25 protein-coding genes are annotated in these 25391 nt (G+C 63.7%); 16 read left to right on the top strand and 9 right to left on the bottom strand.

Annotation, left to right across the window (positions count from 1 at the left end; all coding sequences use genetic code 11):
- Positions 1-4: 4 nt before the first annotated feature.
- The 9 genes from KJP28_RS09880 to KJP28_RS09840 all read left to right on the top strand — a co-directional run bounded on the left by KJP28_RS09880 (position 5) and on the right by KJP28_RS09840 (position 7305).
- Positions 5-580, top strand: coding sequence for a CvpA family protein (locus KJP28_RS09880; protein WP_218392380.1), 576 nt, complete (start codon positions 5-7; stop codon positions 578-580).
- A 119-nt stretch (positions 581-699) separates the two neighbouring features.
- Positions 700-2151, top strand: a complete 1452-nt coding sequence (gene purF / locus KJP28_RS09875; protein WP_218392851.1) for an amidophosphoribosyltransferase — start codon at positions 700-702, stop codon at positions 2149-2151.
- A 202-nt stretch (positions 2152-2353) separates the two neighbouring features.
- Complete coding sequence (locus KJP28_RS09870) at positions 2354-2641, top strand: pilus assembly protein PilP (RefSeq protein ID WP_218392379.1); 288 nt, start codon at positions 2354-2356, stop codon at positions 2639-2641.
- A 56-nt stretch (positions 2642-2697) separates the two neighbouring features.
- On the top strand, positions 2698-3075 hold the full coding sequence (locus KJP28_RS09865; RefSeq protein WP_218392378.1) for an iron chaperone: 378 nt from the start codon (positions 2698-2700) through the stop codon (positions 3073-3075).
- 122 nt (positions 3076-3197) lie between these two features.
- A complete protein-coding gene (locus tag KJP28_RS09860; protein WP_218392377.1) occupies positions 3198-3848 on the top strand; it encodes an SDR family NAD(P)-dependent oxidoreductase in 651 nt (216 codons plus the stop codon).
- Between the two features lie 3 nt (positions 3849-3851).
- Positions 3852-4601, top strand: coding sequence for a hypothetical protein (locus KJP28_RS09855; protein ID WP_218392376.1), 750 nt, complete (start codon positions 3852-3854; stop codon positions 4599-4601).
- Between the two features lie 53 nt (positions 4602-4654).
- Positions 4655-5440: a 5'/3'-nucleotidase SurE gene (surE, locus tag KJP28_RS09850; protein ID WP_218392850.1), complete on the top strand. Its 786-nt coding sequence runs from the start codon at positions 4655-4657 to the stop codon at positions 5438-5440.
- Positions 5437-6090: a protein-L-isoaspartate(D-aspartate) O-methyltransferase gene (locus tag KJP28_RS09845; RefSeq protein ID WP_218392375.1), complete on the top strand. Its 654-nt coding sequence runs from the start codon at positions 5437-5439 to the stop codon at positions 6088-6090. Before surE ends, KJP28_RS09845 begins: the two co-directional genes overlap by 4 nt.
- A gap of 54 nt (positions 6091-6144) precedes the next feature.
- Positions 6145-7305: a M23 family metallopeptidase gene (locus tag KJP28_RS09840; protein WP_255552292.1), complete on the top strand. Its 1161-nt coding sequence runs from the start codon at positions 6145-6147 to the stop codon at positions 7303-7305.
- Positions 7306-7344: 39 nt separating this feature from the next.
- Here the strand turns inward: KJP28_RS09840 and der are convergent, their stop codons facing one another.
- Genes der through KJP28_RS09825 form a run of 3 tightly spaced genes read right to left on the bottom strand, consistent with a single transcriptional unit; the run spans position 7345 to position 10907 of the window.
- Positions 7345-8802: a ribosome biogenesis GTPase Der gene (gene der / locus KJP28_RS09835; protein ID WP_218392374.1), complete on the bottom strand. Its 1458-nt coding sequence runs from the start codon at positions 8800-8802 to the stop codon at positions 7345-7347.
- Positions 8803-8850: 48 nt separating this feature from the next.
- Entirely contained in the window at positions 8851-10272 is a 1422-nt protein-coding gene (locus tag KJP28_RS09830) for an outer membrane protein assembly factor BamB family protein (RefSeq protein ID WP_218392373.1), read from the bottom strand.
- The gene (locus KJP28_RS09825) at positions 10269-10907 is read right to left on the bottom strand and encodes a hypothetical protein (RefSeq protein WP_218392372.1); all 639 of its coding nucleotides are present in this window, start codon (positions 10905-10907) and stop codon (positions 10269-10271) included. Before KJP28_RS09825 ends, KJP28_RS09830 begins: the two co-directional genes overlap by 4 nt.
- Before the next feature lie 193 nt (positions 10908-11100).
- Between KJP28_RS09825 and KJP28_RS09820 the strand changes: the two genes are divergently transcribed.
- Positions 11101-12213: an efflux RND transporter periplasmic adaptor subunit gene (locus KJP28_RS09820; protein WP_218392371.1), complete on the top strand. Its 1113-nt coding sequence runs from the start codon at positions 11101-11103 to the stop codon at positions 12211-12213.
- Positions 12210-15971, top strand: coding sequence for an efflux RND transporter permease subunit (locus tag KJP28_RS09815; protein WP_218392370.1), 3762 nt, complete (start codon positions 12210-12212; stop codon positions 15969-15971). The genes KJP28_RS09820 and KJP28_RS09815 overlap by 4 nt, the downstream gene beginning before the upstream one ends.
- Positions 15972-16042: 71 nt before the next feature.
- Here the strand turns inward: KJP28_RS09815 and KJP28_RS09810 are convergent, their stop codons facing one another.
- Positions 16043-17842: an ABCB family ABC transporter ATP-binding protein/permease gene (locus KJP28_RS09810; protein WP_255552353.1), complete on the bottom strand. Its 1800-nt coding sequence runs from the start codon at positions 17840-17842 to the stop codon at positions 16043-16045.
- Between the two features lie 139 nt (positions 17843-17981).
- Positions 17982-19976: a LysM peptidoglycan-binding domain-containing protein gene (locus tag KJP28_RS19950; protein WP_255552291.1), complete on the bottom strand. Its 1995-nt coding sequence runs from the start codon at positions 19974-19976 to the stop codon at positions 17982-17984.
- Between the two features lie 102 nt (positions 19977-20078).
- Here KJP28_RS19950 and KJP28_RS09800 point away from each other — a divergent pair, with 102 nt between their 5' ends.
- Positions 20079-20636 (top strand): LOG family protein, encoded by a 558-nt coding sequence (locus tag KJP28_RS09800; protein ID WP_218392368.1) that lies wholly within the window; start codon positions 20079-20081, stop codon positions 20634-20636.
- Here KJP28_RS09800 and rarD read toward each other — a convergent pair.
- The 3 genes from rarD to KJP28_RS09785 all read right to left on the bottom strand — a co-directional run bounded on the left by rarD (position 20573) and on the right by KJP28_RS09785 (position 22254).
- Positions 20573-21490 carry an EamA family transporter RarD gene (gene rarD, locus KJP28_RS09795; RefSeq protein WP_218392367.1) on the bottom strand — a complete coding sequence of 306 codons (918 nt, stop codon included), beginning with the start codon at positions 21488-21490 and terminating at the stop codon, positions 20573-20575. The two genes, KJP28_RS09800 and rarD, sit on opposite strands and share 64 nt — an antisense overlap.
- An 81-nt stretch (positions 21491-21571) precedes the next feature.
- On the bottom strand, positions 21572-22027 hold the full coding sequence (locus KJP28_RS09790; RefSeq protein ID WP_218392366.1) for a host attachment family protein: 456 nt from the start codon (positions 22025-22027) through the stop codon (positions 21572-21574).
- Positions 22027-22254, bottom strand: coding sequence for a hypothetical protein (locus KJP28_RS09785; RefSeq protein ID WP_218392365.1), 228 nt, complete (start codon positions 22252-22254; stop codon positions 22027-22029). The genes KJP28_RS09790 and KJP28_RS09785 overlap by 1 nt, the downstream gene beginning before the upstream one ends.
- Before the next feature lie 96 nt (positions 22255-22350).
- Between KJP28_RS09785 and KJP28_RS09780 the strand changes: the two genes are divergently transcribed.
- The 4 genes from KJP28_RS09780 (at position 22351) to KJP28_RS09765 (ending at position 24515) form a co-directional block, all read left to right on the top strand.
- Positions 22351-22710 (top strand): ArsR/SmtB family transcription factor, encoded by a 360-nt coding sequence (locus KJP28_RS09780; protein ID WP_218392364.1) that lies wholly within the window; start codon positions 22351-22353, stop codon positions 22708-22710.
- Positions 22703-23242 (top strand): SRPBCC domain-containing protein, encoded by a 540-nt coding sequence (locus KJP28_RS09775; protein WP_218392363.1) that lies wholly within the window; start codon positions 22703-22705, stop codon positions 23240-23242. The genes KJP28_RS09780 and KJP28_RS09775 overlap by 8 nt, the downstream gene beginning before the upstream one ends.
- 123 nt (positions 23243-23365) lie before the next feature.
- A complete protein-coding gene (locus KJP28_RS09770; protein WP_218392362.1) occupies positions 23366-23854 on the top strand; it encodes a MarR family winged helix-turn-helix transcriptional regulator in 489 nt (162 codons plus the stop codon).
- Positions 23844-24515, top strand: coding sequence for an MBL fold metallo-hydrolase (locus tag KJP28_RS09765; RefSeq protein ID WP_218392361.1), 672 nt, complete (start codon positions 23844-23846; stop codon positions 24513-24515). Before KJP28_RS09770 ends, KJP28_RS09765 begins: the two co-directional genes overlap by 11 nt.
- Positions 24516-24648: 133 nt before the next feature.
- Here the strand turns inward: KJP28_RS09765 and KJP28_RS09760 are convergent, their stop codons facing one another.
- A complete protein-coding gene (locus KJP28_RS09760) occupies positions 24649-25248 on the bottom strand; it encodes a superoxide dismutase (protein WP_218392360.1) in 600 nt (199 codons plus the stop codon).
- Between the last annotated feature and the right edge of the window lie 143 nt (positions 25249-25391).

Here is a 25391-nt window from a genome sequence, read left to right as displayed (position 1 = left end):
ACAGATGGACGGGTTTACGATAGTCGACGGCATCGTCGCATTGGTGATTCTGGTCTCGGCCATCCTCGCCTATTCCCGCGGCTTCGTAAGGGAAGGCATGGCCATCGTCGGATGGGTCGCCGCCGCCGTCATCGCCTATCTCTTCGCGCCGCAATTCGTGCCGCTGGTCAAGGAGATCCCGTATATCGGCGACTTCTTCTCGGACAGTTGCGAATTGTCCGTGATTGCGAGCTTCGCAGCCGTTCTGGCGCTTGCACTCGTGGTCGTGTCTCTCTTCACGCCGTTGTTTTCTTCGGTCATCCAGCGCTCGGCGCTCTCGGGCGTGGACAAGGCGCTGGGGTTCGTTTTCGGTGTGCTTCGTGCGATCCTGCTGATCGCGGTGGCGCTTATCGTCTATGACAACGTGGTGACCGCCGACACCATCGCCGCGGTGGACAATTCGCGCACGGCCAAGGTCTTTGCCCGGTCCAAGGACAGCCTCAACGAACAGATTCCCGAAGATGCGCCGGGCTGGATCGTCGAGCGTTACGAGGAACTCGTCTCGACCTGCACGGCCAACGGACCCGTCACCGTCGAATAAGACATAAAACCGTTACAATGCCCGCGGTGGCCCGTGACAGCGCCCTGCCCCTTCGTTAAGTAGGAGGCACGCTGCCACAGGATTCGGACCTGACGCCCATGTCTGCTTGCCGCAAAGCAATGCCGCCCGCCCATCCTTTCGATGACGATAAACTCAAGGAAGAATGTGGGGTCTATGGTGTGATCGGTCTGACCGATGCCGCCAATTTCGTCGCCCTCGGGCTTCACGCACTGCAACATCGCGGGCAGGAAGCCGGCGGGATCGTGAGCCACGACCCCGAGATCGGGTTCAACTCGGCCCGGCGGTTCGGGTATGTGCGCGACAATTTCACCAAGCAATCGTTGATGGAAACATTGCCCGGCCCGCTGGCCATCGGGCATGTGCGGTATTCCACCGCCGGGAAAAAAGGCGCTGCGATCCGCGACGTGCAGCCGTTCTTCGGCGAGTTTTCGATGGGCGGTGCGGCGATTGCGCATAACGGCAATATCACCAATGCCGACGAGCTGCGCACCGAATTGATCGGACGCGGTTCGATTTTCCAGTCGTCGAGCGACTCGGAATGCATCATTCACCTGATGGCGCGGTCGATGCAAAAGAACATCGCCGAACGGCTCGAAGACGCGTTGCGCCGGGTCGAGGGGGCGTTTTCGGTCGTTGCGATGACGCGGACCAAGCTGATCGGGGTCCGTGATCCGCTGGGCGTGCGCCCGCTGGTGCTCGGACAGCTCGGCGATGGTTGGGTTCTGTCGTCGGAGACCTGTGCGCTGGACATCATCGGTGCGAAATTCGTGCGTGAGATCGAGCCGGGCGAGATGGTCGTCATCACCCATGAGGGTGTCGAAAGCCGCCGTCCGTTCCGGCCGCAGACGCCGCGTTTCTGCATCTTCGAGCATGTCTATTTTTCGCGCCCCGACTCGATCATCGGTGGGCAATCTGTCTATGAGACGCGCCGCCAGATCGGGGTCGAACTGGCGCGGGAGAACCCGGTCGAGGCCGATCTCGTCTGTCCGGTGCCCGACAGCGGCACGCCTGCGGCCATCGGTTACAGCCAGGAAAGCGGTATCCCTTACGCGATGGGGATTGTCCGGAACCAGTATATGGGCCGGACCTTCATCGAGCCCACGGAGCAGATCCGCAACATGGGCGTGCGGCTGAAGCTCAACGTGAACCGGGCGCTCATTCAGGGAAAACGCGTGATCCTTGTGGACGACTCGGTCGTGCGCGGAACCACGAGCCGCAAGATCAAGGACATGATCCTCGATGCTGGCGCGGCGGAGGTGCATTTCCGCATCGCCAGCCCGCCGACCGCATGGCCGTGCTTCTATGGTGTCGACACGCCGGAACGCGAGCAATTGCTGGCGGCGACCATGTCGGAAGACGAGATGCGCGAGCATCTCGAGGTCGACAGTCTGAAGTTCATCTCGCTCGACGGGCTCTATCGCGCCGTGGGCGAGGCGAAAGGGCGCGATCCGAACCGGCCGGCGTATTGCGATGCCTGCTTCTCGGGCGAATATCCTATCGAGCCGCGCGACATGATCGCGAAAGGTTTCGAGCTGAAAGCGGCCGAGTAACCGCGCCCCGACGCGGGTTTCGGCCCGCGTTCCCCTGTCTCACAAGGCGCGTCGGCCAGTTTCTGCCGGTTCCGGCGCTTTGCCTCGGCCATTCTCGGCGCAGCACGTTCTGCGCCTCTTTCCATTTCTCCAAACCCGATGTTAACCGCCCGCCTCTAACGTGAAGCGAGGTCCACTCCCCTCGCGACGAAAAGGTGACAAAATGGCCGATACGAACGCGCCGACGCAGGCGGGCGCGACGAGCGAAGTCGTGGCGAAGAACGCCACGAAGCACGGTGAATTGCCGCTCGATCAACTCGCGTTGATCGGGATTACCGGCAAGCCCGGGACCATGACCGCGCTGTTCCGCACGGAAAACGGAGAGGTCCAGACTGTTAAGGAAGGCAACGAGACCCGCATCGGGCAGGTGTTCGAAATCAGCGAAGCGGGCGTCGTTGTGACCCGGTCCAACGGAAACTCGGTGTTCATTCCGCCGCTTCGGATCGGCTGAGGTCGCGCACGCGTCTGTCTTTATGGTCGCGGCTTTTCGGCATTGCCCGACGTCACGTGAGCGGCAATGCTGTGCCTATGCGCGACCAGCACGACACCTATCTCGCCACCCTGCCGGCTCAGCAACGGGCCGCTATGGATGCCTTGTCGGCACGGATCGCGACACGGCTGCCCGAAGGATGCGAGGCCGTCATTTCATACAAGATCCCGGCTTGGCGCGGTCCGACGGGTGACATCTTGATCGGCATTGCGGCGTTCAAGGACCACATCAACGTCACACCGTTTTCGGGAAGTATCGTTCCGCGCATCAAGGAACGGGTCGAGGGTGAAGGGTTCATGACATCGAAATCCGCCATCAGGGTGCCATACGATACAGCACTTCCTGATTGGGTGCTGGATCAATTGATCCGCCTGAAGCTGACGTCTCTCGACTAGCGTGGGGGAACGCTTCACGCGGGCCCGCGAAGGTCGCAGCGTGCGAGACACATGCGTCCATGCCGCACTGGACAGCCCTGCGCACGGGTGAGATACCTCGCGAAACCCAAGCGGAGACACGCATGTCCGAAAAGATCGCCCTTATTACCGGAGCCTCACGCGGGCTTGGCGCCGCCTTTGCCGAAGCCCTCGCGCCCGAATATCACATCGTTGCGGTTGCCCGGACAACTGGCGCGCTCGAAGACGTGGACGACCGGATCAAGGCGAAGGGCGGCGACGCGACGCTGGCGCCGATGGACATTACCGAAGACCACGCAATGCAGCAGCTTTGCGCGGCGATCCACGAACGCTGGGGCAAAGTCGATCTTTGGTTGCATACGGCCATCGAGGCGCAACAGCTCATGCCCGCGGACCATGTCGCGCTGACCACGAAAGACTGGGCCAAGTCGCTTGGCGTGAACGTGGATGCGACCGCTCGTCTCATCGCCTATGTCAGCCCGCTTCTGGGCAAGGACGGCACCGCCGCGTTTTTCGCCGACGACCACGCGGGCGAGAAGTTTTTCGGCGCGTACGGCGCGACGAAGGCGGCGCAGATGGCGCTTGCGCGGAGCTGGCAGGTGGAAACGGCCCATATCGGGCCGAAGGTTCTTGTGCTCGAACCCAGGCCGTTGGCGAGCGCGATGCGGGCGCGGTTTCACCCGGGCGAGGATCGCGACGCTCTTGCCGCCCCTGCCGACGAGGCCGCGCGGCTTCTTCCCGAATTGATCGGGTAAGCCATGAGCCTCGCCCTGTTCATTCTGCTGGGCGCGCTCATCGGCATCGACACTTTCTTCGGCACGCGGCAGCCTGACTGGTTCCGGTCTTTGCGAATGATCGCGGCCCTGCTCTGGGCGGGGCTGGTGATCGCGCTGATTGTCTTCACGCGGAACGGCGTCATCAGCCTTCTCGTTGGCGTCCTTGCTGCGATGCCGGTTGTCGCCATTTCATGGGGGGTCACGGAGGACCGGTTGGGGTCGCGGCTGCTCTTGATCGGCGGCCAATTCGGGATCGCAGTGTTATTCGTCGGTTTGGCGTCGACGTTGCCCGGCGTCTTGATGCACGGCGACAATCACCCTTTCCTGCTGATCGCCGTCGGATTGCTCGCAGGTGCGGCCATGGCGGTGATCGTTCCGCCCTCGGCTCCCAAGATACCCGTTTGGCCGATTTACGTTCCCGGCGCTGTCTTGGTCGTGCTTTGGATTGGCGCGCTTGTCTGGGTCCAGCATGAGATGGACAAGATTTATGCGCGGGACGAAGCCTGCCTGGCCGAACCCGGAGGGCGACAGCTTCGTTCGCCCTGGGCGTTGTCGCCACGTGCCGTTCTGTTCGACACCGATTTCCGGAGCGGGACGCGCGCGCGGCTGCTTCTGGGTCAGGACGGGCACCCCTGGACCCATCACCTGAGCCTGCGCGAAGGGACGTTCTTGCCCAATAAGTCACAGGCTTTCGCTTTCATGGCCCCCCGAATGGCGAATTGCCGTCCGTAGCTTGAGACCCGTCCAAGGCAGGATTATGGATGGAACAGGATCTGCGGGGTAACATGCGAATTCTCATCACCAATGACGACGGTATCAACGCGCCGGGGCTCAAAGTGCTCGAAGCGATCGCGACGGAAATCGCCGGGCCGGATGGCGAGGTCTGGACCGTCGCGCCGGCATTCGAACAATCGGGCGTCGCGCATTGCATCAGCTACTCGCGACCGATGATGATGGCCGAGCTTGGTCCGCGCCGTTACGCCGCCGAAGGCTCACCGGCCGATTGCGTACTCGCGGGCCTCGGCGAAGTGCTGGACGTGCATCCGGACCTGATCCTGTCCGGAGTCAACCGGGGCAACAATGCCGCAGACAACACGATGTATTCCGGCACGGTCGGCGCGGCGATGGAAGGCGCATTGCAGGGTCTGCCCGCGATCGCTCTGAGCCAGTTCCTCGGGCCGAAGAACCTCGACCCCGATGTCATGTTCGACGCGGCCGCCGCATGGGGTGTGCGGGTCGTGAAATCCCTGATCGAGCGCGCACCTTGGCAGGAAACCGCCGATTATCGGCTGTTCTACAACGTCAATTTCCCGCCTGTTCCCGCAGCCGAGGTGAAAGGTATTCGGGCCACGTCGCAAGGTTGGCGACCCAAGACGTTCTTCGGAACCGAACCGACCACATCGCCGAGTGGGCGCCGGTTCGTGTGGATCAAGGGCGGTCCTCAGCACGAGCCGACGGCACCGGGAACCGATGCTGCTGCCAACCTGGACGGCTATGTGTCGGTCACGCCGATGCGCTGCGATCTGACCGCTCACGACGCGCTCAAGGATCTGGAGACGGCCCTGGCATGAGCGACCCCGCTTCCTCAGACGCCGAACGCAAGATGCAGTTCCTGTTCCAGCTGCGCCAGCGCGGCGTCACGAATAGCCGTGTTTTGAACGCGATGGAGGCGATCGACCGAGGGCCGTTCGTGCGCGGGGTGTTTGCCGACAGGGCCTATGACGACACGCCGTTGCCGATCACCTGCGGTCAGACCATCAGCCAACCGAGCGTGGTGGGGCTGATGACGCAGGCTCTGGACGTGCAGCCCAAGAACAAGGTTCTGGAGATCGGAACGGGTTCGGGATACCAGGCCGCGATCCTCGCCAAGCTCGCCCGGCGGGTCTATACGATCGACCGTCACAGGTCGCTCGTCACCGCCGCGCGGCAGATTTTCGATGAACTCGGTCTTCACACGATCACCGCGATCACCGGTGACGGGTCGTTCGGGATCGAGGAACAGGCGCCGTTCGACCGGATCATCGTGACAGCTGCTGCCGAGGACCCGCCCGGCCCCCTCTTGGCTCAACTGGCCATAGGCGGTATCATGGTTTTGCCGGTAGGACAGTCCGACCATGTGCAGAGCCTCATAAAGGTCACGCGCACTGAGGACGGCTTCGAATACGAAGAAATTCTGCCGGTTCGGTTCGTGCCGCTTGTGGAAGGTCTGGGAAAAGACTGAAGCGGCCAATGGGGAAAGGCCCGGAAAAAAGGGTCGAAACATGAGGTCGGCAGTATGAAATTCCCAAAAACCACGCCCGCATTGCGCATGTCACGTCTCCTGCTCGCCAGTGCCGGTCTTGCTGCGCTCGGCGCATGTAGTGAAACCGCGGATTGGGGGTCCGACTTCGATTTCGATCTGCGTTCTTTCGGAAACGGATTTTCGACCGCAGATGCAGCACGCTCGGTGAGCGGCCCCCGCCCGCAATCGGATGCCAAAGGGATCATTTCCTACCCGGACTATCAGGTCGCGGAAGCGCGCAAAGGAGATACGCTTACGACCCTCGCGTCGCGCGTCGGCCTGCCGGAAGGCGAGATTGCCAGGTTCAACGGGCTTGAACGCGGGGCGCAATTACGCGAGGGCGAGATCGTGGCGCTGCCACGACGGGTCGAGGCGCGGAATGTCGATGTGACGACGCTTGCCGGCAATGCGCTCGACCGTATCGGACCGGGCCAGCAGAGCGGCGGCAACGCGGCCCCTGTCTCGGCGGAAACGCCGAACCGCCACCAGGTGTCCAAAGGGGAAACCGCCTATTCCATTGCGCGGCTCTACGGCGTTTCCGTGCGCGCGTTGGCGGAATGGAACAGCCTCGACAGCGCCTTGACCGTGCGCGAGGGCCAGTTCCTCCTCATCCCGACGGCGGCGCAGCGCGTCGCAGAGGCGGATCCCGTCTCCACCAATTCGTCGCCCGGCGTGGGCAGCCCCACGCCCCTGCCGCCGTCGTCATCGGCCCCTCTCCCCGGCGCGCCGGCGGAAAGCGCCAATGCGGCGAGAGCGAATACACCGTCGTCGCCCAATCTCGGGGAAAGTCGCACCTCGGCGTCCGGTGCGGCCATGACGATGCCCGCAGACGGGCGGATCGTTGGCGCATACGTCAAAGGCAAGTCGGACGGCATCGACATCGGCGCACCGGCCGGAAGTGCGGTGAAGGCCGCGCAGGCCGGGACTGTCGCTGCGATCACGCGGGATACGGACGATGTGCCTATCCTGGTCCTGCGCCATGAAGGCAATCTGCTGACCGTCTATGCCGGCATCGACTCGATTTCGGTCAACAAGGGCGACAGCGTGGGACGTGGACAGGCCATCGCCAAGGTCCGCAACTCCGACAATCCGGCGCTGCACTTCCAGGTCAGGAAGGGCACGGCGAGCGTGGACCCGGTTCCGTATCTCAACTAAGGCACGGGACCTCGACGCGCAGGACGCGTCGGGGCCCGTCTATTCGTCCGCGCGGCCTTTGCCCAGATGCTTGCGCAGGCGCGAGGGCGTGGACTTCGTCTTGTTCTTGTAAGGGTTCTTGTCCGCCTGGGACCGCATGGTCAGGCGGATGGGCGTCCCCGGCATGTCGAAGTCTTCGCGCAGTCCGCCAACGAGGTAGCGCGAATAGCTCGCAGGGAGCTTTTCGGGGTTCGAGCACATCACAACGAAGGCCGGCGGCCGGGTCTTCACCTGCGTCATGTAGCGCAGCTTGATCCGTCGCCCGGACGGAGCAGGTGGCGGATGTTGTGCGATCATTTCGGCGAGCCAGTCGTTCAGCTTCGCGGTCGAGATGCGGCGGTTCCAGACGGCATGCGCACGCAACACGGCCTCATGCAGCCGGTCCATACCACGGCCCGTCTTGGCGGAGATCGTCACGAGGGGTGCGCCGCGCAATTGCGGAAGCATTTTCTCAAAACCAGCTTTCAAGTGTTTGAGTTTTTGCTGCTTTTCCGATTCCACGTCCCACTTGTTCACCGCCACGACGACCGCGCGGCCTTCGCGTTCGGCAAGGTCCGCGATGCGCAGGTCCTGTTGTTCGAACGGGATCGCGGCGTCGAGCAGGACCACCACGACCTCGGCAAATCGCACGGCTCGAAGACCATCGGCGACGGAAAGCTTTTCAAGCTTTTCCTGCACCTTGGCGCGTTTGCGCATGCCAGCCGTATCGAAGATGCGCGTGGGCGTTCCGTTCCAGTCGAACGCGAGCGAGATCGAGTCGCGGGTGATCCCCGCCTCGGGCCCGGTCAGGAGACGGTCCTCCCCCAGAAGCTGGTTGATGAGGGTCGATTTGCCCGCGTTGGGGCGACCGATCACGGCCACCTGAAGCGGCTTATCGCGGGTCGGGACACGAGGCGCGTCGGCCTCGCCGTCTTCATCCACCGCGACGTCCATGATGGGTGCCGTGTCTTCCTTGCCCGCCATCTCCTCGGCGATGGGTTCGAGTGCGGTCAACAACTCCCCCATGCCTTCGCCATGTTCGGCGGACATCTGGATCGGCTCACCCAGCCCGAGGCTGTAAGCCTCGATCAGCCCCGCCTCGCCCGCTTTCCCCTCGGCCTTGTTGGCGGCGAGGATGACATGGGCGTTCTTGCGGCGCAGGATGTCCGCGAAAACCTCGTCCGTGGGCAGGATGCCGGTTCGGGCGTCGACGATGAAGAGACAGGCATCGGCCATTTCCACGGCGCGTTCCGTCAGGCGGCGCATCCGGCCTTCGAGCGAGTCGTCGGTGGCATCCTCGAGCCCCGCCGTGTCGATCACGGTGAAACGCAGATCGCCCAGCCGCGCCTCGCCTTCGCGCAGGTCGCGGGTCACACCGGGCTGGTTGTCGACGAGCGCAAGGCGCTTGCCGACGAGCCGGTTGAACAGCGTGGACTTGCCCACATTGGGGCGCCCGACGATGGCGAGGGTAAAGGTCATGGTGTCAGCTCATATGATCAGAGCCGCCCACATAGGCCCCATGCAGGTCTAACGCAAGGCCACCAGCGTGCCGCGATCGGTCGCGATGTAAGCCACGCCGCCGACGATCACGGGGCGCGAGGACGCGCCAGCCGGGAGGGCGACAGCATTCACGAGTGCGCCGTTCGAGGGGTCGAAGGCCCGGAGATACCCGTCGCCGGACGCCACCCAGAGCCGCCCGCCGGCCAGCGTAGGGCCGTAAGACGGGTAGATCGCCTTGCGACGGCGCGGGTTGGACTTCGTGTAGCCCGGAAGCGGAACGCCCCAGATGCGCTCGCCGTTCGAAGCGTTCACGCGCACCAGTTCAATCGCGTCGCCGACCATGAAGAGAGACCCGCCTGCGACCACAACCGGGTGCATCGCGCCTTCGGTCGCGCTCCAGAGCTGTTGGCCCGAGGTGCTGACGGCTGTCAGCGCGCCTGCTGCCGTACCGGCATAGATCGTGGAGCCGGAGACGACGGGCGCACCCGAGAAATCGGACACCTGCGCAAAGGCGCGACCGTTGCGCAGACCCTTCACCTGCGTCGCCCAGCGCGGCTCGCCGTCCGCAGCGTTGACGCCTACGAGCGAGCCGATGGAGAACGGCATGACGACCGTGGAACCGGCCACGGCCGGCGCAGACGCGCCAAGGACGCCGGGCTTATCCGGTGTGCCCGGTGTCTGCCACTGGAGGCGGCCGTTGGACGCGTTCACCGCGATTGCGCGGTTCGACGTGGACAGGACATAGACCGTGCCGCCTGCGACGGTGGGCGCACCGGACCCCGGTGCACCGAGGTCCTGCCGCCACCGGACAGAGCCCGACCCTGCGTCCATGGCGATCAACTCGCCAAAGCCCGTGGTGGCAAACACCGTTCCGCCGGAATAGGCCAGTCCGCCGCCGGATGCATCGCCCGGCTTGTCGGAGGCAGGCGTCAGGTCCGTCGACCAGAGAGCCCCGCCACCCGTGGTATGTGCCACGACCATAGCCTGCGAATCCATCGTGAACACGCGACCATCGGCGACCACGGGTTCGGCCGTGATCTTGTTCTTTCGACCGTTGCCTGCGCCGATCGGCACTTCGAAGACGACCTGGGGTGCAGCCGAGAACGCGAGGTGCGGGAGGTTGTGGGTCACGCTTCCTGCGACATGGGTCCAGGACCCAAGAGAGCTTTGGCCAGCAAGACGCACCGGAACGGATTTGTTCGCCGCGTCTTCGGCCTCGGCGCGGGCGAACGCGGCGGCCTGTGCCTCTCCGACCTGTTCCGGGTCCGGCGAAAACAGCGATTCACGCGGTCCCGAGAAGATCACTTCGCGCTCGTCACAGGCCGAAAGTGCCAGAAGCGCCCCCATCAGCGCCATACCGATCAGTCGAGTTCGTCCCACGTGCTTGCCCCCCAAGCTCTGCTCTGTCCGGCCCGGATCGGCCAAGGCGTGCGTCCGGGTCCTTGTCATTCCGTCGTCCCGCCCAGCGCGACGATCATTTCCTCGGCCCGCTGACGCAGGCCATCGGTGCTTTCGGCATCATTCATCAAAGCGTTGAGACGCTCAAGCGCCGCGTCGTTGTTTCCCGCCGCGATTTCTGCCAGAGCCATCTGTTCCTCGGCCAGCACGCGGAAAGGGCCGCCAGCGATGGTCAGCGGTTCGAGCACGGCAATCTTCTCATCGGGCGAAAGCGTGCTGTTTGGCACGAGCACGCGTTTCAGTGCGGCCAGATCGCGATAGAGGACCGGATAGGCTTCATTCTCGGTGATCGACGCGAGGGTACCGTCCGCCTGCGCAGGATCCTGCGTTTCGGCTGCCTGGATAAGCGCGAGCACGACTCGCGCATCACCGGGCGCATCGACGCCTTCGAGCGCTGCGATGCGCGCCTCAGGATCGGGCGCTTCCATCGCCGCGAGAACGGCATCTCCGGTCTCCTGCGCCGACCGCGCTTCACGCGCCGCCTGCCATTCCACGTAGGCAGCACCGCCGACGATGATCAACACGGCGACAATACCGATCCAGCCCCATCTGCGCATGAGCGCAAAGAGCTTGTCGCGGCGCACCTCTTCGGTCACCTCGTCGATGAAACTGTCGGGATTGCTCAATAGCTCGGCCTCCGCCCGGTTTGTTGCCTCTCTTTACCGCGACTGCGCCAGTTTTGCCAAGGGGCGCGGCAAAAGTGAACCAAAACGCCATGAATTGCGCATAGCTTATGAGCGTAGCCTTGTGGCACGGGGGTTCGGGCTCTATTTCAAGGCCAGGGACATGCGAAATTAACCGCTTGGGGAACAGGACAGTATGCGACCGATTCCGATCATCACCGCGTTGATCACCGTGGCGATATTGTTCCTGCTCGTTTTCCAACGGGAAGCGCTGCGCGATTTCGTCGGACTTGGCAACGCGAGCGAGGCGGTGGTCAGCGAAGGCGAACCGGCCCCTGCCGAACGAGACCCAGGCACTGTCGCGCGGGTCGAGGTCACGGCGATGGTAAGCCGCGCGCAGGATATCGACACGGGTGTCATCGTCCGGGGTGAAACCGAAGCCAAACGCGCCGTCACGCTCGTGTCGGAGACGTCCGGGCGGGTCGCGGTTCAGCCGAGCGCCAAGGGCAGCGAAGTGGCCCAGGGCGACGTGGTTTGCGAACTCGACCCCGGAACGCGCGAGGTTTCGATCAGCCAGGCCGAGGCGCAAGTGGCGGAAGCCGAGAAGAATCTGGCCGCCGCCGAGGCGCTGTCGGAAGACGGGTTCGCCTCGGAAACGCGTGTATTGTCGGCGCGCGCGGCCTATCAATCCGCGACGGCTGCCTTGGAGCAAGCGAAGTCTGCGCTCGATGACACCGAGATCCGCGCGCCGTTCGCCGGCGTGATCGACGGCGACGTGCCTGAGGTGGGCACGCTCTTGCAACCGGGCGGGACCTGCGCACGGATCGTGCAGCTCAACCCGATGAAGCTGATCGGCTATGTGCCGGAACTCGACGTGGCCCGCATCGAGCCGGGCGCACAGGTTGGCGCACGGCTTGCGACCGGGGAACAGATGATCGGCACCCTCACCTATGTCGGGCGGTCCGCCGATCCGGTGACACGGACCTTTCTCGTGGAAGCCGAAGTTGCGAACGACGATCTCTCGATCCGGTCCGGCCAGACAGTGGAAATGCTGATCGCCTCCGCCGGTCGCGCCGCACATCTTGTGCCGCAATCCGCCCTAACGCTGAACGACGCAGGCGACCTCGGTGTGCGCAGCGTGGGCGACGACGACGTGACCGCATTCCTCCCCGTCGAGATCGTACGCGATTCCACAGATGGCGTCTGGGTCGCCGGCCTGCCCGATGAGGTCGCTGTGATCGTGGTCGGACAGGATTACGTGAAGGACGGCGTGCCGCTCGACGTGCAATACCGGGAGTCCGGCTCGTGAGCGGGATGGTCGATTGGGCCGCGTCCCGCGCGCGGATGGTGATCGCGTTCATCGCGCTGTCGCTCATCGCCGGGATCGCAGCCTATGTCGGTCTGCCGAAAGAGGGCGAGCCGGACATCGAGATACCGATGCTGTCGATCTCGGTCCCCTTCCCCGGGATTTCCGCCGCGGATGCCGAGAACCTGTTGATCCGTCCAATGGAGACGGAGCTTGCCGATATCGACGGGCTCAAGACCATGACCGGTGTCGCCGCCGAAGGATATGCCAACGTCACGATGGAGTTCGAGTTCGGCTGGGACCGAGGCGATACGATCGCTGACGTGCGCGACGCGATGAATTCGGCGGAGGCCAATTTCCCCGACGGGGCCGACAAGTACTCGGTCAACGAAATCAACTTCTCGGAATTTCCGATCCTCAACATCTCGCTTACCGGCACCGCGCCAGAACGGACGATGGTGCGGCTCGCGAAGGAATTGCAGGACGAGATCGAGGCGGTCGAAGCCGTGCTCGAGGCCCAGCTCACCGGCTCGCGCGACGAGATGATGGAGGTTCTGATCGACCCTCTGAAGCTCGAAGCCTACAACGTGACGGCGGGCGAATTGATCAACGTCGTGGTGAACAACAACCAGTTGATCGCCGCCGGTCAGATCGAGACGGAAAACGGCGCGACGGCGCTCAAGATCCCGTCGAGTTTCGACGACGTGCAGGATATCTATGCCCTCCCCGTCAAAGTGAACGGCGACAGCGTGGTGACGCTTGGCGACCTTGCGGAGATCCGGCTGGCGTTCGAGGACCGGGCGGGCACCGCGCGGTTCAATGGTGAGACGACCGTGGCGCTGCAGGTGGTCAAGGCGAAGGGCTACAACCTTGTCGACACGGTGGACGCGGTGAAGGCGGTCGTGAACGCGGCGCAGGCGGACTGGCCACAGGAAGTACAGGACGCCGTCAACGTCGCCTATGCCACGGACCAGAGCCACATGGTCGACAGCATGGTGCGCCAGCTCGAAGGCTCGGTCATTACCGCCATTGCGCTGGTCATGATCGTGGTCCTTGCCTCGCTCGGGATGCGGTCGGCGCTGCTCGTGGGCTTTGCGATCCCGACCTCGTTCCTCCTGACCTTCGCGCTCTTCGCCGTGCTGGGCGCGCCGATCAACAATATCGTCATGTTCGGCCTGATCCTCGCCGTCGGGATGCTGGTCGACGGGGCTATCGTGGTCGTGGAGTACGCCGACAAGCGGATTTCCGACGGGGTCGGCCCCATGGCGGCCTACACCGAAGCCGCGAAGCGGATGTTCTGGCCCATCGTCTCATCGACCGCGACGACGCTTTGCGCCTTCCTGCCCATGCTGTTCTGGCCCGGCATTCCCGGCGAGTTCATGGAGATGTTGCCAAAGACGCTGATCTACGTGCTTTCGGCGTCGCTCCTCGTCGCGCTGATCTATCTGCCGGTGATGGGTGGCGTCGCGGGCCGCATCTCGCGCAGCCTCGACCGGGCGAGCCGCGTTTTGCGCCCCCGGCCCCTCTGGCTTCGTCTCGTGGCGAGTGGGGCGGCCGCCGTCGCTCTGTTTTTCGCGGCGTTGCAGGTCGTCAACCCGGATTACCTGTTCGGTGAGGCCGGAAATCCTTTTGACGCGCCCATCGACCGCATCCTGAGCGCGACGGTGTTTGTCCTACTGGCCATGCTCACCACGCTTCTGATCGACGCGACCAAGCCCGAGAAGCGCGAGAAGCCCATCGACGGCGGGCACCGGCGCACCGGCTTCGGGGTGATCATCAAGGCCATCGTCGGAAACCCGGTGATGCCCGTTGTCACAATCCTTGGCGTGATGGCGCTGGTCGTGGGGATCGGCATGGATTTCTCGCGCAACTCCAAGGGGGTCGAGTTCTTCGCGGACACCGCGCCAGAGCAGGCCGTGATCTATGTCTCCGGGCGCGGCAACCTGTCGGTCGCCGAGAAGGACGCTCTGGTGCGCGAAGTCGAAGACGTCGTGCTGGCCACCCCCGGCGTGAAAAACGCCTTCGCCTTTGCCGGTGAAGGGGGCCTGAACCAGAACACCGGCGGCGCGGCGGGACCGCGCGACATGATCGGCCAGATCCAGGTGGAAATCGCGACCTTCGAGGACCGGCCGTTCTATACCGAGGACGCGAAGCTTCTCGGCTTCATTCCCTACACGCGCACAGTGCGCGATGACACGTATGACGGCAAGGTCGTGGTCGCCGCGCTCAAGGAACGCCTGGGCGCGCTGCACGGCATTCACGTCGAGGTTGCCGGGATCGCCGGTGGTCCGGCCTCGACCAAGCCCGTTCACCTGCGGCTGAAATCGAACGACACCGAAGCGCTGATGGCGGCGACCCAGACCACGTTCGACCGGTTCGAAGCGATGCCCGGTCTGGAACAGGTCGAAGACACGCGCCCCCTGCCCGGTATCGACTGGGAGCTCGACATCGACGTCGAGGAAGCGGGCCGCTACGGCACGGATGTCGCCACGGTCGGGGGCATGGTGCAGCTTATCACCACCGGCATTCTGCTCGACACGATGCGCGTGGACGGGGCCGACGAGGAGATCGAGATCCGCGTGCGCTTCCCGGAACAAGACCGCGTGCTGTCGACGCTCGATACGCTCAAGGTGCGCACGACCGAGGGGCTGGTCCCGATCTCGAATTTCGTGGAGCGACGCGCCGTGCCCACATTGGCGCGGGTCGACCGGGTCGACCAGAGCCGGTATTTCGACGTGAAGGCGGCGGTGACGGCGGGTCTGGTGCATCTCGAAGGCCCCGACGGGCTTGATGCCGTCATGCCGGAAGCCGAAGCGCGCGCGACGATGGCGGACGGCAATCGCGACGACTTCACGCTGACCCCGGTCAACGCAACCGAACGTATCGAGACGATCAACGCATGGCTTGCGGATGGCGGCCTGCCCGAGGGGATCGAGACGGAATGGGTTGGCGATTTCGCGGACCAATCTGAGTCCACTGCGTTCCTGTCACAAGCCTTCGCGGGCGCGCTGTTTCTGATGTTCATCATCCTGCTTGCGCAGTTCAACAGCTTCTACAACTCGGTGCTGGTGCTTCTCGCCGTGGTTCTGTCGACCGCCGGTGTGCTGTTCGGAATGCTGGTCATGGGACAGCCCTTCTCGGTCATCATGACCGGCACCGGCGTCGTGGCGCTGGCGGGGATCGTGGTGAACAACAACATCGTGCTCATCGACACCTACCAGGAATACTCGCAATACATGCCGCGGATCGAGGCGATCATCCGCACCGCGGAAAGCCGTATCCGCCCGGTGCTCCTGACCACGATCACCACGATGGCTGGTCTCGCGCCGATGATGTTCGGCCTGAGCTTCGATTTCATCAATGGCGGTTATTCGGTCAATGCCCCCACGGCGCTGTGGTGGGTGCAGCTCGCCACGGCCGTGGTCTTCGGCTTGGGGATCGCGACGATCCTGACGCTGGTTTTCACGCCCTCGATGCTTGCTGTGCGCGTCTGGGCCGGGAAAGGCGCCTATGGCGCGGCGCGGATGATCCGTGCGCGGATCGCGGGGCCTGCGTCACGGCCTGCCCGCGACATCGGCCTTGACCGTGAAGCAAAACGTGCCGAGTTCGACGAGGTGGTCTGGAATTACGAAGACCTGCCGCCGAGTGTCGAAGCGGACGAGGGCGACGAGGAACCGACGTCGGACGATCTGGGCGACATGCTGAAGGCCCGCAAGGAAGGGCTTGACCAGAACGGCAAACCGCTCAAAGCCGCCGAGTGATCCTCTTCATCGTTTCCTAAATACTTCAGGGGGTCCGGGGGACTGGTCCCCCGGCGCAAGAACGGATGCCGTCACGCCACGGCGTTGGCCTCTGCCTCGCCATCGTCATCCTCTTCCGCAGCCTGCCGCGCCCACATCGCCGCGTATTTGCCGCCAAGCGCGAGCAACTCGTCGTGGCGGCCTTCTTCGCGCACCACGCCGTCTTCGAGCACCACGATCCGGTCGGCATCCGCGATGGTCGAAAGCCGGTGGGCGATGGTGATCACCGTGCGCCCGACACCCATCGCTTTCAGGCTCTGCTGGATGTCGCGCTCGGTCTCGGTGTCGAGCGCCGAGGTTGCTTCGTCGAGCAGCAGGATCGGAGGGTTCTTGAGCAGCGTGCGCGCGATCCCCACGCGCTGTTTCTCGCCGCCGGAGAGTTTCAGCCCACGCTCGCCGACCTGCGTGTCGTAGCCTTCGGGCAGGCTGGACACGAAATCATGGATCCTGGCCGCTTTCGCCACGGCTTCGATCTCGGCAAAAGTGGCGCCCTCTTTGCCGTAGGCGATGTTGTAGCGGATCGAGTCGTTGAAGAGCACCGTGTCCTGCGGCACGACGCCGATGGCGCGATGCAGGCTGTTCTGCGTCACATCGCGCAGGTCCTGCCCGTCGATGCGGATCGCGCCGCCCGTCACGTCGTAAAACCGGAACAGAAGCCGCCCGATGGTGGATTTACCGGACCCGGACGGGCCGACGATCGCGATGGTTTCGCCTGCGCCCGCGCGGATCGACACGCCATGTAGGATCGGGCGCGCGGCCTCGTAGCCGAATTCCACCTGGTCGAGTTCCACAGCGCCGCCGTTTATCTCGAGATCAGGCGCATCGGGCTTGTCCGTCACCTCGGCAGGCTGCTCGAGCAGATCGAACATTTCGGCCATATCGACGAGCGCCTGGCGGATTTCGCGATAGACCGAGCCGAGGAAATTGAGCGGCATGGTGATCTGGATCATGTAGGCATTGACCATCACGAAATCGCCCGTGGTCAGGTCGCCGTTCTGCACGCCGATCGCGGCCATGACCATGACCGCGGCAAGCCCGGCGGTGATGATGAGGCTCTGGCCTGCGTTCAGGAACGCGAGGGATTGCGAGGTCTTGACCGCTGCCGTCTCATACTGCCGCATGGCACCATCATAACGGTCCGCCTCGCGCCCTTCGGCCCCGAAATATTTGACGGTTTCGTAGTTCAGAAGGCTGTCGATGGCTTTCTGGTTCGCGTCCGTGTCCTGATCGTTCATTTCCTTACGGATGCGCACGCGCCACTCGGTCACGGCGAAGGTGAAGCGAATATAGATCGCGATCGTCGCCAGAACGGCTGCGAGATACCAGACGTCGAACAGAACGAAAAAGATGATGGCGACCAGCGCCAGTTCGATGAAGAGCGGGATGATGTTGAACAGCAGGAAGCGCAGCAGAAACTCCACGCCCTTCACGCCACGCTCCATGATACGGCTGAGGCCACCGGTCTTGCGCGTGATGTGGTAACGCAGGGACAACGCGTGGATGTGGCGGAAGGTTTGAAGCGCCATCGCTCGGAGCGCCCTCTGGGCGACTCGCGCGAAGACCCAGTCGCGAAGCTGCTGGAACCCGACCGACAGGAACCGCGCCACGCCATAGGCGATGGTCAGGCCAAGTGCCCCGATGGCGAGCATCCAGGCGGCGCTGTCCCCGCCCTCGCCCGTCAGGCTGTCAACGGCGGCCTTGTAGAACAGCGGCGTCACGACCGAGACGAGTTTGGCTCCGATCAAAAGCGACAGCGCCACGACAACGCGGATCTGCACCTCGCGATTGTCCCTGGGCCAGAGATACGGGATCACCCGCTTGATCGTGCGCATCCCGCTGCCTTCGAAGGCTCCGCTGGTGCGCGCATCGCTCACCTGTCTCTGACCGCCGCCTCTGCGCATGGTGTCCCTTTCCTGATCGGAAGGCACAGATAGCCCCTGTCTGGGTCAATGACCAGTGGTGGGCAGGGCGTTACTCGGTCGCGGGGGTGATGCCGGTGGGAAGATCGAAGACCTGCCCGGGATAGATCAGGTCCGGGTCGCGGATCTGGTCCTTGTTGGCCTCGAAGACCTCGACATAGAGAAGCCCCTCGCCGTAGCGCGCCCGTGCGATTGCCCAGAGAGTCGAACCGGGCTGCACCGTAATGGCGGCGATGAGGGGTTCTTCTTCGGGCGTGTCCGGGGCGACTGCCTGCGCAAGCTCGGTGGGGGGTGGCGTTGCGTCGGGTGCGTTGGCCTGAGTGACCTGAGGCTGGTCGGGCGCGTCGCCGGACGCGTCCGGCGCCTGTGCAACGGCCTCGGCCTCGGGGGCCGCAATCTCCGGGGCTGGCGACGGTGTCGCGGGCGGCTGCGTGTCGGTGGTGTTCTCGGCGGCGGTCGGCGCTTGTGTTTCCGGCGTGGCGCCCGTGGTGTCGGGCGCGTCGCTCGCGGCGGGTGTGCGCACGGCTTCGGCGGTCTCTGCGGCGACCTCGGGCGCGGTCGGCGCTTCGATCCCGAGCAAGGCTGCGAGGACCTCTCGGTCTTCGCGTTTGAACGGCGTGTCGAGCCGCGCGACGACGCCGCCTTCGGCGTTCAGTTGATCGACGCGCATCGTATAGACGCCCGCGCTCACGGTCTCGGGCAAGGTCAGGCGCCATTGCCCGGCATCGTCTGCCTGTGTGTCGCCCACGCGTTCGTTGTCGAGATAGACCCGCACAGGCGCGCCCGGCACGGCACGACCGGACACGACTGCCTCGCCGTTTTCGTCATAGGCAATGGCGTCGAGCGTCAATTCGGGACCGCCTGTCGACGACGGGGCGTCGACCACGCGGATGCCCTCGCGGTCCGCTTCCAGAACGCGGGGCGGCGCGGGGACGGCCTCGGGCTCCTGCGCGGGCGCGGCTGACGTTGTCGGTTCCTGCGATGTGTCTGTGGCGGTCTCGGCGACTTCCTCGTCCGGCTCGGAAGCGACGAGCTGGTCCTGTGTTTCAGCAACGGCGGGTTGCTCGGCGTCCTGCGCCGCAGGTGCTTCTGCGTCCGCCGGTTCTACCACCTCTGCTTCGGGGGTGTCCGGCGCGACTGGGGTCGGCTCGTCCTCAGGTTCTGGCTGAACCTCCGCCACAACGCGGGTGCGCGGCTCGACGATGCGGGTTTCCTCGGCATACACCAGCTCGCCCTCACCTTCGCGGCGGGTGGCGAGACGCACGATGCGCGGGGCCTGCGCAACGGCGAGATCGAACAGGGCTGCGAAGTCGCCGGACGCGTTCGCAGTTTCGCGGGCCACCTCTTCACCGTCGACGAACACGACGACTTCGGAGCCGGGGTCCGCCCTACCCGCCACCACTGCGATCCCGTCGGACGGGAAACGGATGTTCCCGAATGTCGGCGGTGTCACCGGCTGCGGCGCGTCGGGCGCGGCTTCTGCGGTTCCGGTGGTCTCGGGTTCTACAGGGCCGGTCGTGTCCTCAGCGTCCGTGGCGGCGCTTTCCTCCGCGTCCGGCCTATCCGCTTCTTCCCTGTCCTGTGCCGTGATCTCCGGTTCCTCAACCGTTTCCGGGGCGGCCTCGGACATCATGTCGGCCTCTGGTGCTTCATCCGGCGTTTCCGCGCCCATCGACGGGCTCTCTTCGGCGGGCGGGATGATGATGCTGTCGGCCCCGAACACGGGCTCGCCAGACACCCTGCGACGCACGGCGGCGCGCAGGGTCCGCGCCGCATCCGAGTTCGGCAGATCGAAAACCGCGACGAATTCGCCGGTTTCCGAGGTTGTCACCTCGGCAAGGATTTCCTGATCGACATAGATTTGAACTTGCGACCCCGGTGTCGCAGTGCCAACCACCACGGCCTGATCGTCGCGCATCATGGTCTTGTCGAGAGTGGGCGGCTCGAGGCGGCCACCCTGAAGCAGCCAGACCGACGCAATGAAAAGCGCCACGGCGGCACATGCACCGAGCGTCCAGCCCAGCCATCGTTGAAGCGAGCTGCTCATTCCGACCCTTTCCGCCGTCCCCCTTGCGCCTGTCGCGGCGCTTGAGCGACCTTAGCAACCGGGGTATGGACGGTCAAAACACTTCTTTGAAAGGCCCAAGCGATGCCACGGCCCACCCGATCCATCTGTGTCTTTTGCGGCTCACGCATGGGGGCGGACCCGGCCTATGAGACCGACGCCCGCGAGACGGGCACGATGATCGCGGAGAAGGGCTGGCAACTTGTCTATGGCGCTGGGGACGTCGGGTTGATGGGCGTGGTCGCGGTGGCGGCACAGGCGGCGGGCGGCGACACCTTCGGTGTGATCCCCGAACACCTCATGAAATGGGAGGTCGGCAAGCGGGACCTCACCTCGTTCGTCGTTACCGAGAACATGCATGAGCGCAAGAAGGTCATGTTCATGAATTCGGATGCCGTGGTCCTGCTCCCTGGCGGCGGCGGGTCGCTGGACGAGTTCTTCGAGGTCCTGACATGGCGCCAGCTCCGGCTTCACGAAAAGCCCATCGTGTTGCTCAACACGTCCGGCTACTGGACACCGCTGATCGCGTTGATCGACCATGTCATCGCCCAGGGCTTCGCCGATGCCTCGCTCAAGGATTACCTGACGGTGGTGCCGGACGTGCCGGCGTTGGCGAGCCGTTTGGAGGCCGCTCTTTCCTGACGCAGCGTGGCGGTGGAATAGATCGCCAGCGCCACCCAGATCAGCGGAAGGGCGACGAGATGCGCGTGCGTCACCGGTTCAAGAAAAATGAAAGCAGCGATAAGAAATTGTATCGAAGGGTTAATGTATTGCATCACCCCGGTCAGGCCGTAGGAAAGCCGCCGCGCACCGTAGGAGAAGAAGATCAACGGCGCACCTGTCAGGACGCCTGAAAACAGCAGGAGCGCGAAGTCCGTTCCGCCGGTCATCCCGCTTTCGTCTCCGCCGGTGTAGAGCCACACGAAGTAACCCAACGAGACCGGAGCGACCAACGCAACCTCGGCGGTGACGCTGGCAATGGGGCCTGCGTCGAGCCCCTTCTTGATCGCGCCGTAAAGTCCGAAGGTGAAGGCCAGTAGGAGGGAAATCCAGGGTGGCGCTCCCAACCCGACGGTCAGGATCAGAACGGCGAGCGCCGCAAGCCCGACCGCCACGCCACGGGCGCGCCCGAGGCTTTCTCTGAACAGCACGAGGCCCAACAGGACGGCGACGAGCGGAAAGATGTAGTAGCCGAGCGACGCGCCCAGGGCACGGTTCGTCTGAATCGAAAAGATGAAGAAAAACCAATTGGCCGAGATCATTGCGGCGGCGAACGCCACCTTGCGGAAGTTCGGCCCGGTCAGGAGCGCACCGAGCGTGGCGATCCGGCGTTGCGCCAGCAGGATGCACGCGAAGAAAACGAAGGACCACAGCGTGCGGTGGGCCAGCACTTCGAACGCCGGAACATGCGCTAGTGCTTTGTAGAGGATCGGCGCGAGGCCCCAGATGAGCCCCGCGCCGATCAAGGCGATTATTCCTTTTCCGGTCTCGCTCATCACCTGCCCCTGTCGCGTCAACCACGACAGAGCGCCACGATGACGCGCGGCGTCAAGGGCTACGTCGCGTGCCGATCCGGATCAGGCGGACGCGAGTTCTTCTTTCAGGATCTTTTCCATCTTGTCGATCGGGTGGTTCGTCAGCAGTTTCGTCACCTCGCCCACCACCTTCTGCGTCACCTCCTGGTGCAGCTCGTCACGCAGGTGGCCCATGACTTGTGGCGGACAAGCGATGACGATCGCGTCGAAATCGCCGCGATGTGCGCGTTTATAGAGCAGATCGGCAAGCTCACTGGCGAAACGTTCCTTCGCCAGTTCGTGCCAGTCCGTGTCGTCCAGTGACGACCGCTGGCCAGCGCCGGTGTCAGGCATGCGCCCCGGCCTGTTGGCGGATTGGTCCTTGTCCGATGGGTTCTCCTGATGCTTTTCGCGCCGGACGACGAGATGCGGGTTCTCGCCATCGGCCACGTTTTCAAGAAACAAGGCCTTTTCGCTGTCAGCGACGAGCACCCATGTGCCTGTGTCGATCTCGGCCATCATACCTTCTCCTTGTCGCCTGAACCGTCCTGGTCGCCGGCCAGCGGACGGGTCTTGCCCGCGCTGGTCTCATCCACGCGCTTTTCCTCGTCGCGCGTTCCGACCTTGCGTTGCAGGTTACCACCTTTTACGCCTTCCTGCGCGGTGTCGTCGAGTTTCTCGGGTTTTCCGCCGAGGATTTCTTCCGTCTCTCGGCGTCCGTCCTTCGATCTGGCTCTCTCTGCCATAATGTCCTCCTTTGGTTTGGGACAAAAACGCGTGCCGGCACGCACCGGTTCCGTTCTCACTTGACCGACTCGTCCTAAATGTAGTTATGTAGCTACATGACTACAAATGATGATATGGATGCGGTCTTCGCCGCCCTCGCCCACACGACACGGCGCACGATGCTAGACATCATCCGCGATCAGCCGGGGATCACGGTCGGCAGGCTCGCCGCACGGTTCGATGTGAGCCGGATCACGGCCATGCAGCACCTGACAGTGCTGACCCAAAGCGGGCTTATCATCGACCAAAAGGACGGGCGGTCGCGAAAGCTCTATCTGAACGCCGCCCCATTGCAGGAGATCCACGCGCGATGGATCGACCAATACGCCGCCCACTGGGCGGACCGCGCGCTTTTCATCAAACAGGTGGCCGAAGCCGCCGCTGCCAAGAAGGATACTGGAGATGACAATGGTTGAACCTATTGGAAACGCAGAAGAATTGAAGACCTACCGGACCCGCACGTTCATTGCGGCCCCGATCGAGACAGTCTGGAACACGCTGGTGAAAACGGACGAGGCGCTGCCTTTTTTCTTCGGCGGGGTATGTGACACGAAAGACGGGCTGAAACCCGGTGCGTCGATGCGGATGGTTCATCCTTCAGGAAAACTGGCGATGGTGGTGGGAAAGGTGCTCGTCTTCGAGCCGCCGCATCGGTATTCGCACACGTTCCAGATGACCAATATCGACGAGCCGCCGGCAACCATCGTCTATGAGTTGGCCGAGGTCGAGGGCGGCACGCAGTTCGATCTCGTGATCGAGAACGCTGTGGCGGGATCGAAGCTCGAAAAGCAAATGGTAGGCGGGCAGAAATACATCTCGCAAAACCTAAAGGCGCTGATCGAAACCGGGCGGCCCGCGTTTTCGGGTCGGATGCTGATGATGATGTCCCCGGTCCTTCCGCTATTCGCGCCGAAAGGCCAGCGGATCGAGAACTGGCCGCTGGACTGAGCGCGCAGATTGGGTGGCCGCAGATCGCGTAGGCCCACCGACCCTCTGTCATCGTGCGGGCCTTGGCGCTTCTCAATTTACTATTATGTGACAGCTATCATGTAATAGTGAATTGTGAGCGTCATGACCAAAGACCAAAATGCAGAGCTTTATGAGTTGGCCGATCTGGTCCACGCGGTGGCACGGCAATTGCCTGCCCCGTCAAACCTCGAACCGGGCCCCTGCACGCCGATCGAGATCAACGTGATGCGGTTCGTCGGCAAACATCCCGGTGTGTCAGCACGGGCTGCGGCCGATGCCTGTGGCCTGCCGACCAGCAACTTCAGCAGAGTACTGCGAGGGCTGGTGGCGAAGGGGTTGGTGGAGCGGCGCAGCGATCCACGGGACGCGCGGGTCGTGCACTTGCATCCGACCGACCGCGCGCTGGCGAATACCCTCCGCATGCGGGAGGCTTGGGGCGCGAAGCTGCGTGGGGCCGCGCTGGACCATGAAACCGTCGCGACAGTGGCGCAGGCGCTGCGCCACATCGAGGCCCATCTCGCAGGCGGCGCGACGGGGGATGACGCTTTCCAAGATCACGAATGGAAAAGGAGAACGACCGATGCTGGATGATCTCTATTTCAGCGACAACACCCAACAGCTGCAAGCCTCGATCCGAGGCCTGTTTGGAACACCCACCGCGCCGCTGCCCTTTCTTGACGGGGTCGTCGTGCGTGCTTTCGTGCTGGACCGGCCGCAGGGCAATATCATCATCTACAACGCGCCGGGCATCAGCGAGGCTGCGGACGAGACCCGGGAGTTGGGTCAGCCCCAACGCCTGCTCATGAACCACCATCACGAGGCAATGTATGGCGCGCCGGACCTCGACGTGCCGGTCTGGGTCCATGAGGCGGACAGGTCGCGGGTCAGCCTGCCCATCGCCGGGACATTCGCAGAGCGGCACATGATCGACGATGACCTAGAGGTCATCCCGACGCCGGGCCATACCGCCGGGACGACGGCATTCTTGTGGGACAACGGCGAACACCGGTTCCTCTTTCCGGGAGACAGCCTCTGGGTGCAGGGCGGGGAGTGGAAAGCCGTTCTTCTTGGGGACAGCAATCGTTCGGCTTATCTCGACAGCCTCGCACGTCTGAAGACGGTCGATTTCGATGTGCTCGTGCCCTGGGGCGCAGAGGTCGGTGAACCTTTCGGTTATGCGGTGACGCGTGAGGAAGCCAACGCGAACCTAGACAGGATCATCGCGCGGCTCGAGGCTGGCGAGAACGCCTGAATTTTGCGAGCCTCTTGGTTTTTCGCTCGCACATTGGAGAACGACGAAGCGAACCGACGCGGGTCTTCGGAGTCGTCCACCAAAAAAATGGCCGCCTCAATGGGCGGCCATTTCCGTTGGATCGTCAGTGCGCTCACATGCGCGAGGCGACGTTTTCCCAGTTCACCAGCTTGTCGAGGAAGTTGGTGAGGTAGGCGGGGCGCTTGTTGCGGAAGTCGATGTAGTAGGAGTGCTCCCACACGTCGCAGCCGAGAAGCGCGGTCTGACCGAAGCACAGCGGATTCACGCCGTTTTCCGTCTTGGTCACCTTGAGCGACCCGTCGGTGTCTTTTACGAGCCAGGCCCAGCCCGAGCCGAACTGACCGGCACCGGCGGCGGCGAAATCGTCCTTGAACTTGTCGACCGACCCGAAGGCTTCGGTCAGCGCTTTTTCAAGCTCGCCCGGCATCTTCTTCTCGCCCGGCCCCATCATTTCCCAGAATTGGTTGTGGTTCCAGTATTGCGAGGCATTGTTGAAGATGCCCGACTGGGCGACGGCATTCGCGTCGTAGGTGCCCTTGATGATCTCTTCGACCGGTTTGCCTTCCCACTCGGTCCCCTCGATCGCCTTGTTGCCGTTGTCGACATAGGCCTTGTGGTGGATGTCGTGGTGGTATTCCATCGTTTCCTTCGACATGCCGAGGTCCGCGAGGGCGTCGTGGGCATAGGGAAGGTCGGGAAGTTCGAAAGCCATTGGGTATCTCCCTGTTCTTGCGTGTCTGTCGCGCAATAGATGGGCCTCGGGTGCGGGGAAGGTCAAGGGTCGGGGTGCGGTTAATCACCTGACGCAAAAGAAATCCTCGCACAGCGGCTGTGCGAGGAACTTAAGGCCGCTGG

This window comes from Maritimibacter dapengensis, assembly GCF_019218265.1.
Classification (GTDB): domain Bacteria; phylum Pseudomonadota; class Alphaproteobacteria; order Rhodobacterales; family Rhodobacteraceae; genus Maritimibacter; species Maritimibacter dapengensis.
Note: the sequence above shows the minus strand (reverse complement) of the source record. Positions and strands in the feature narration are given on the sequence as shown.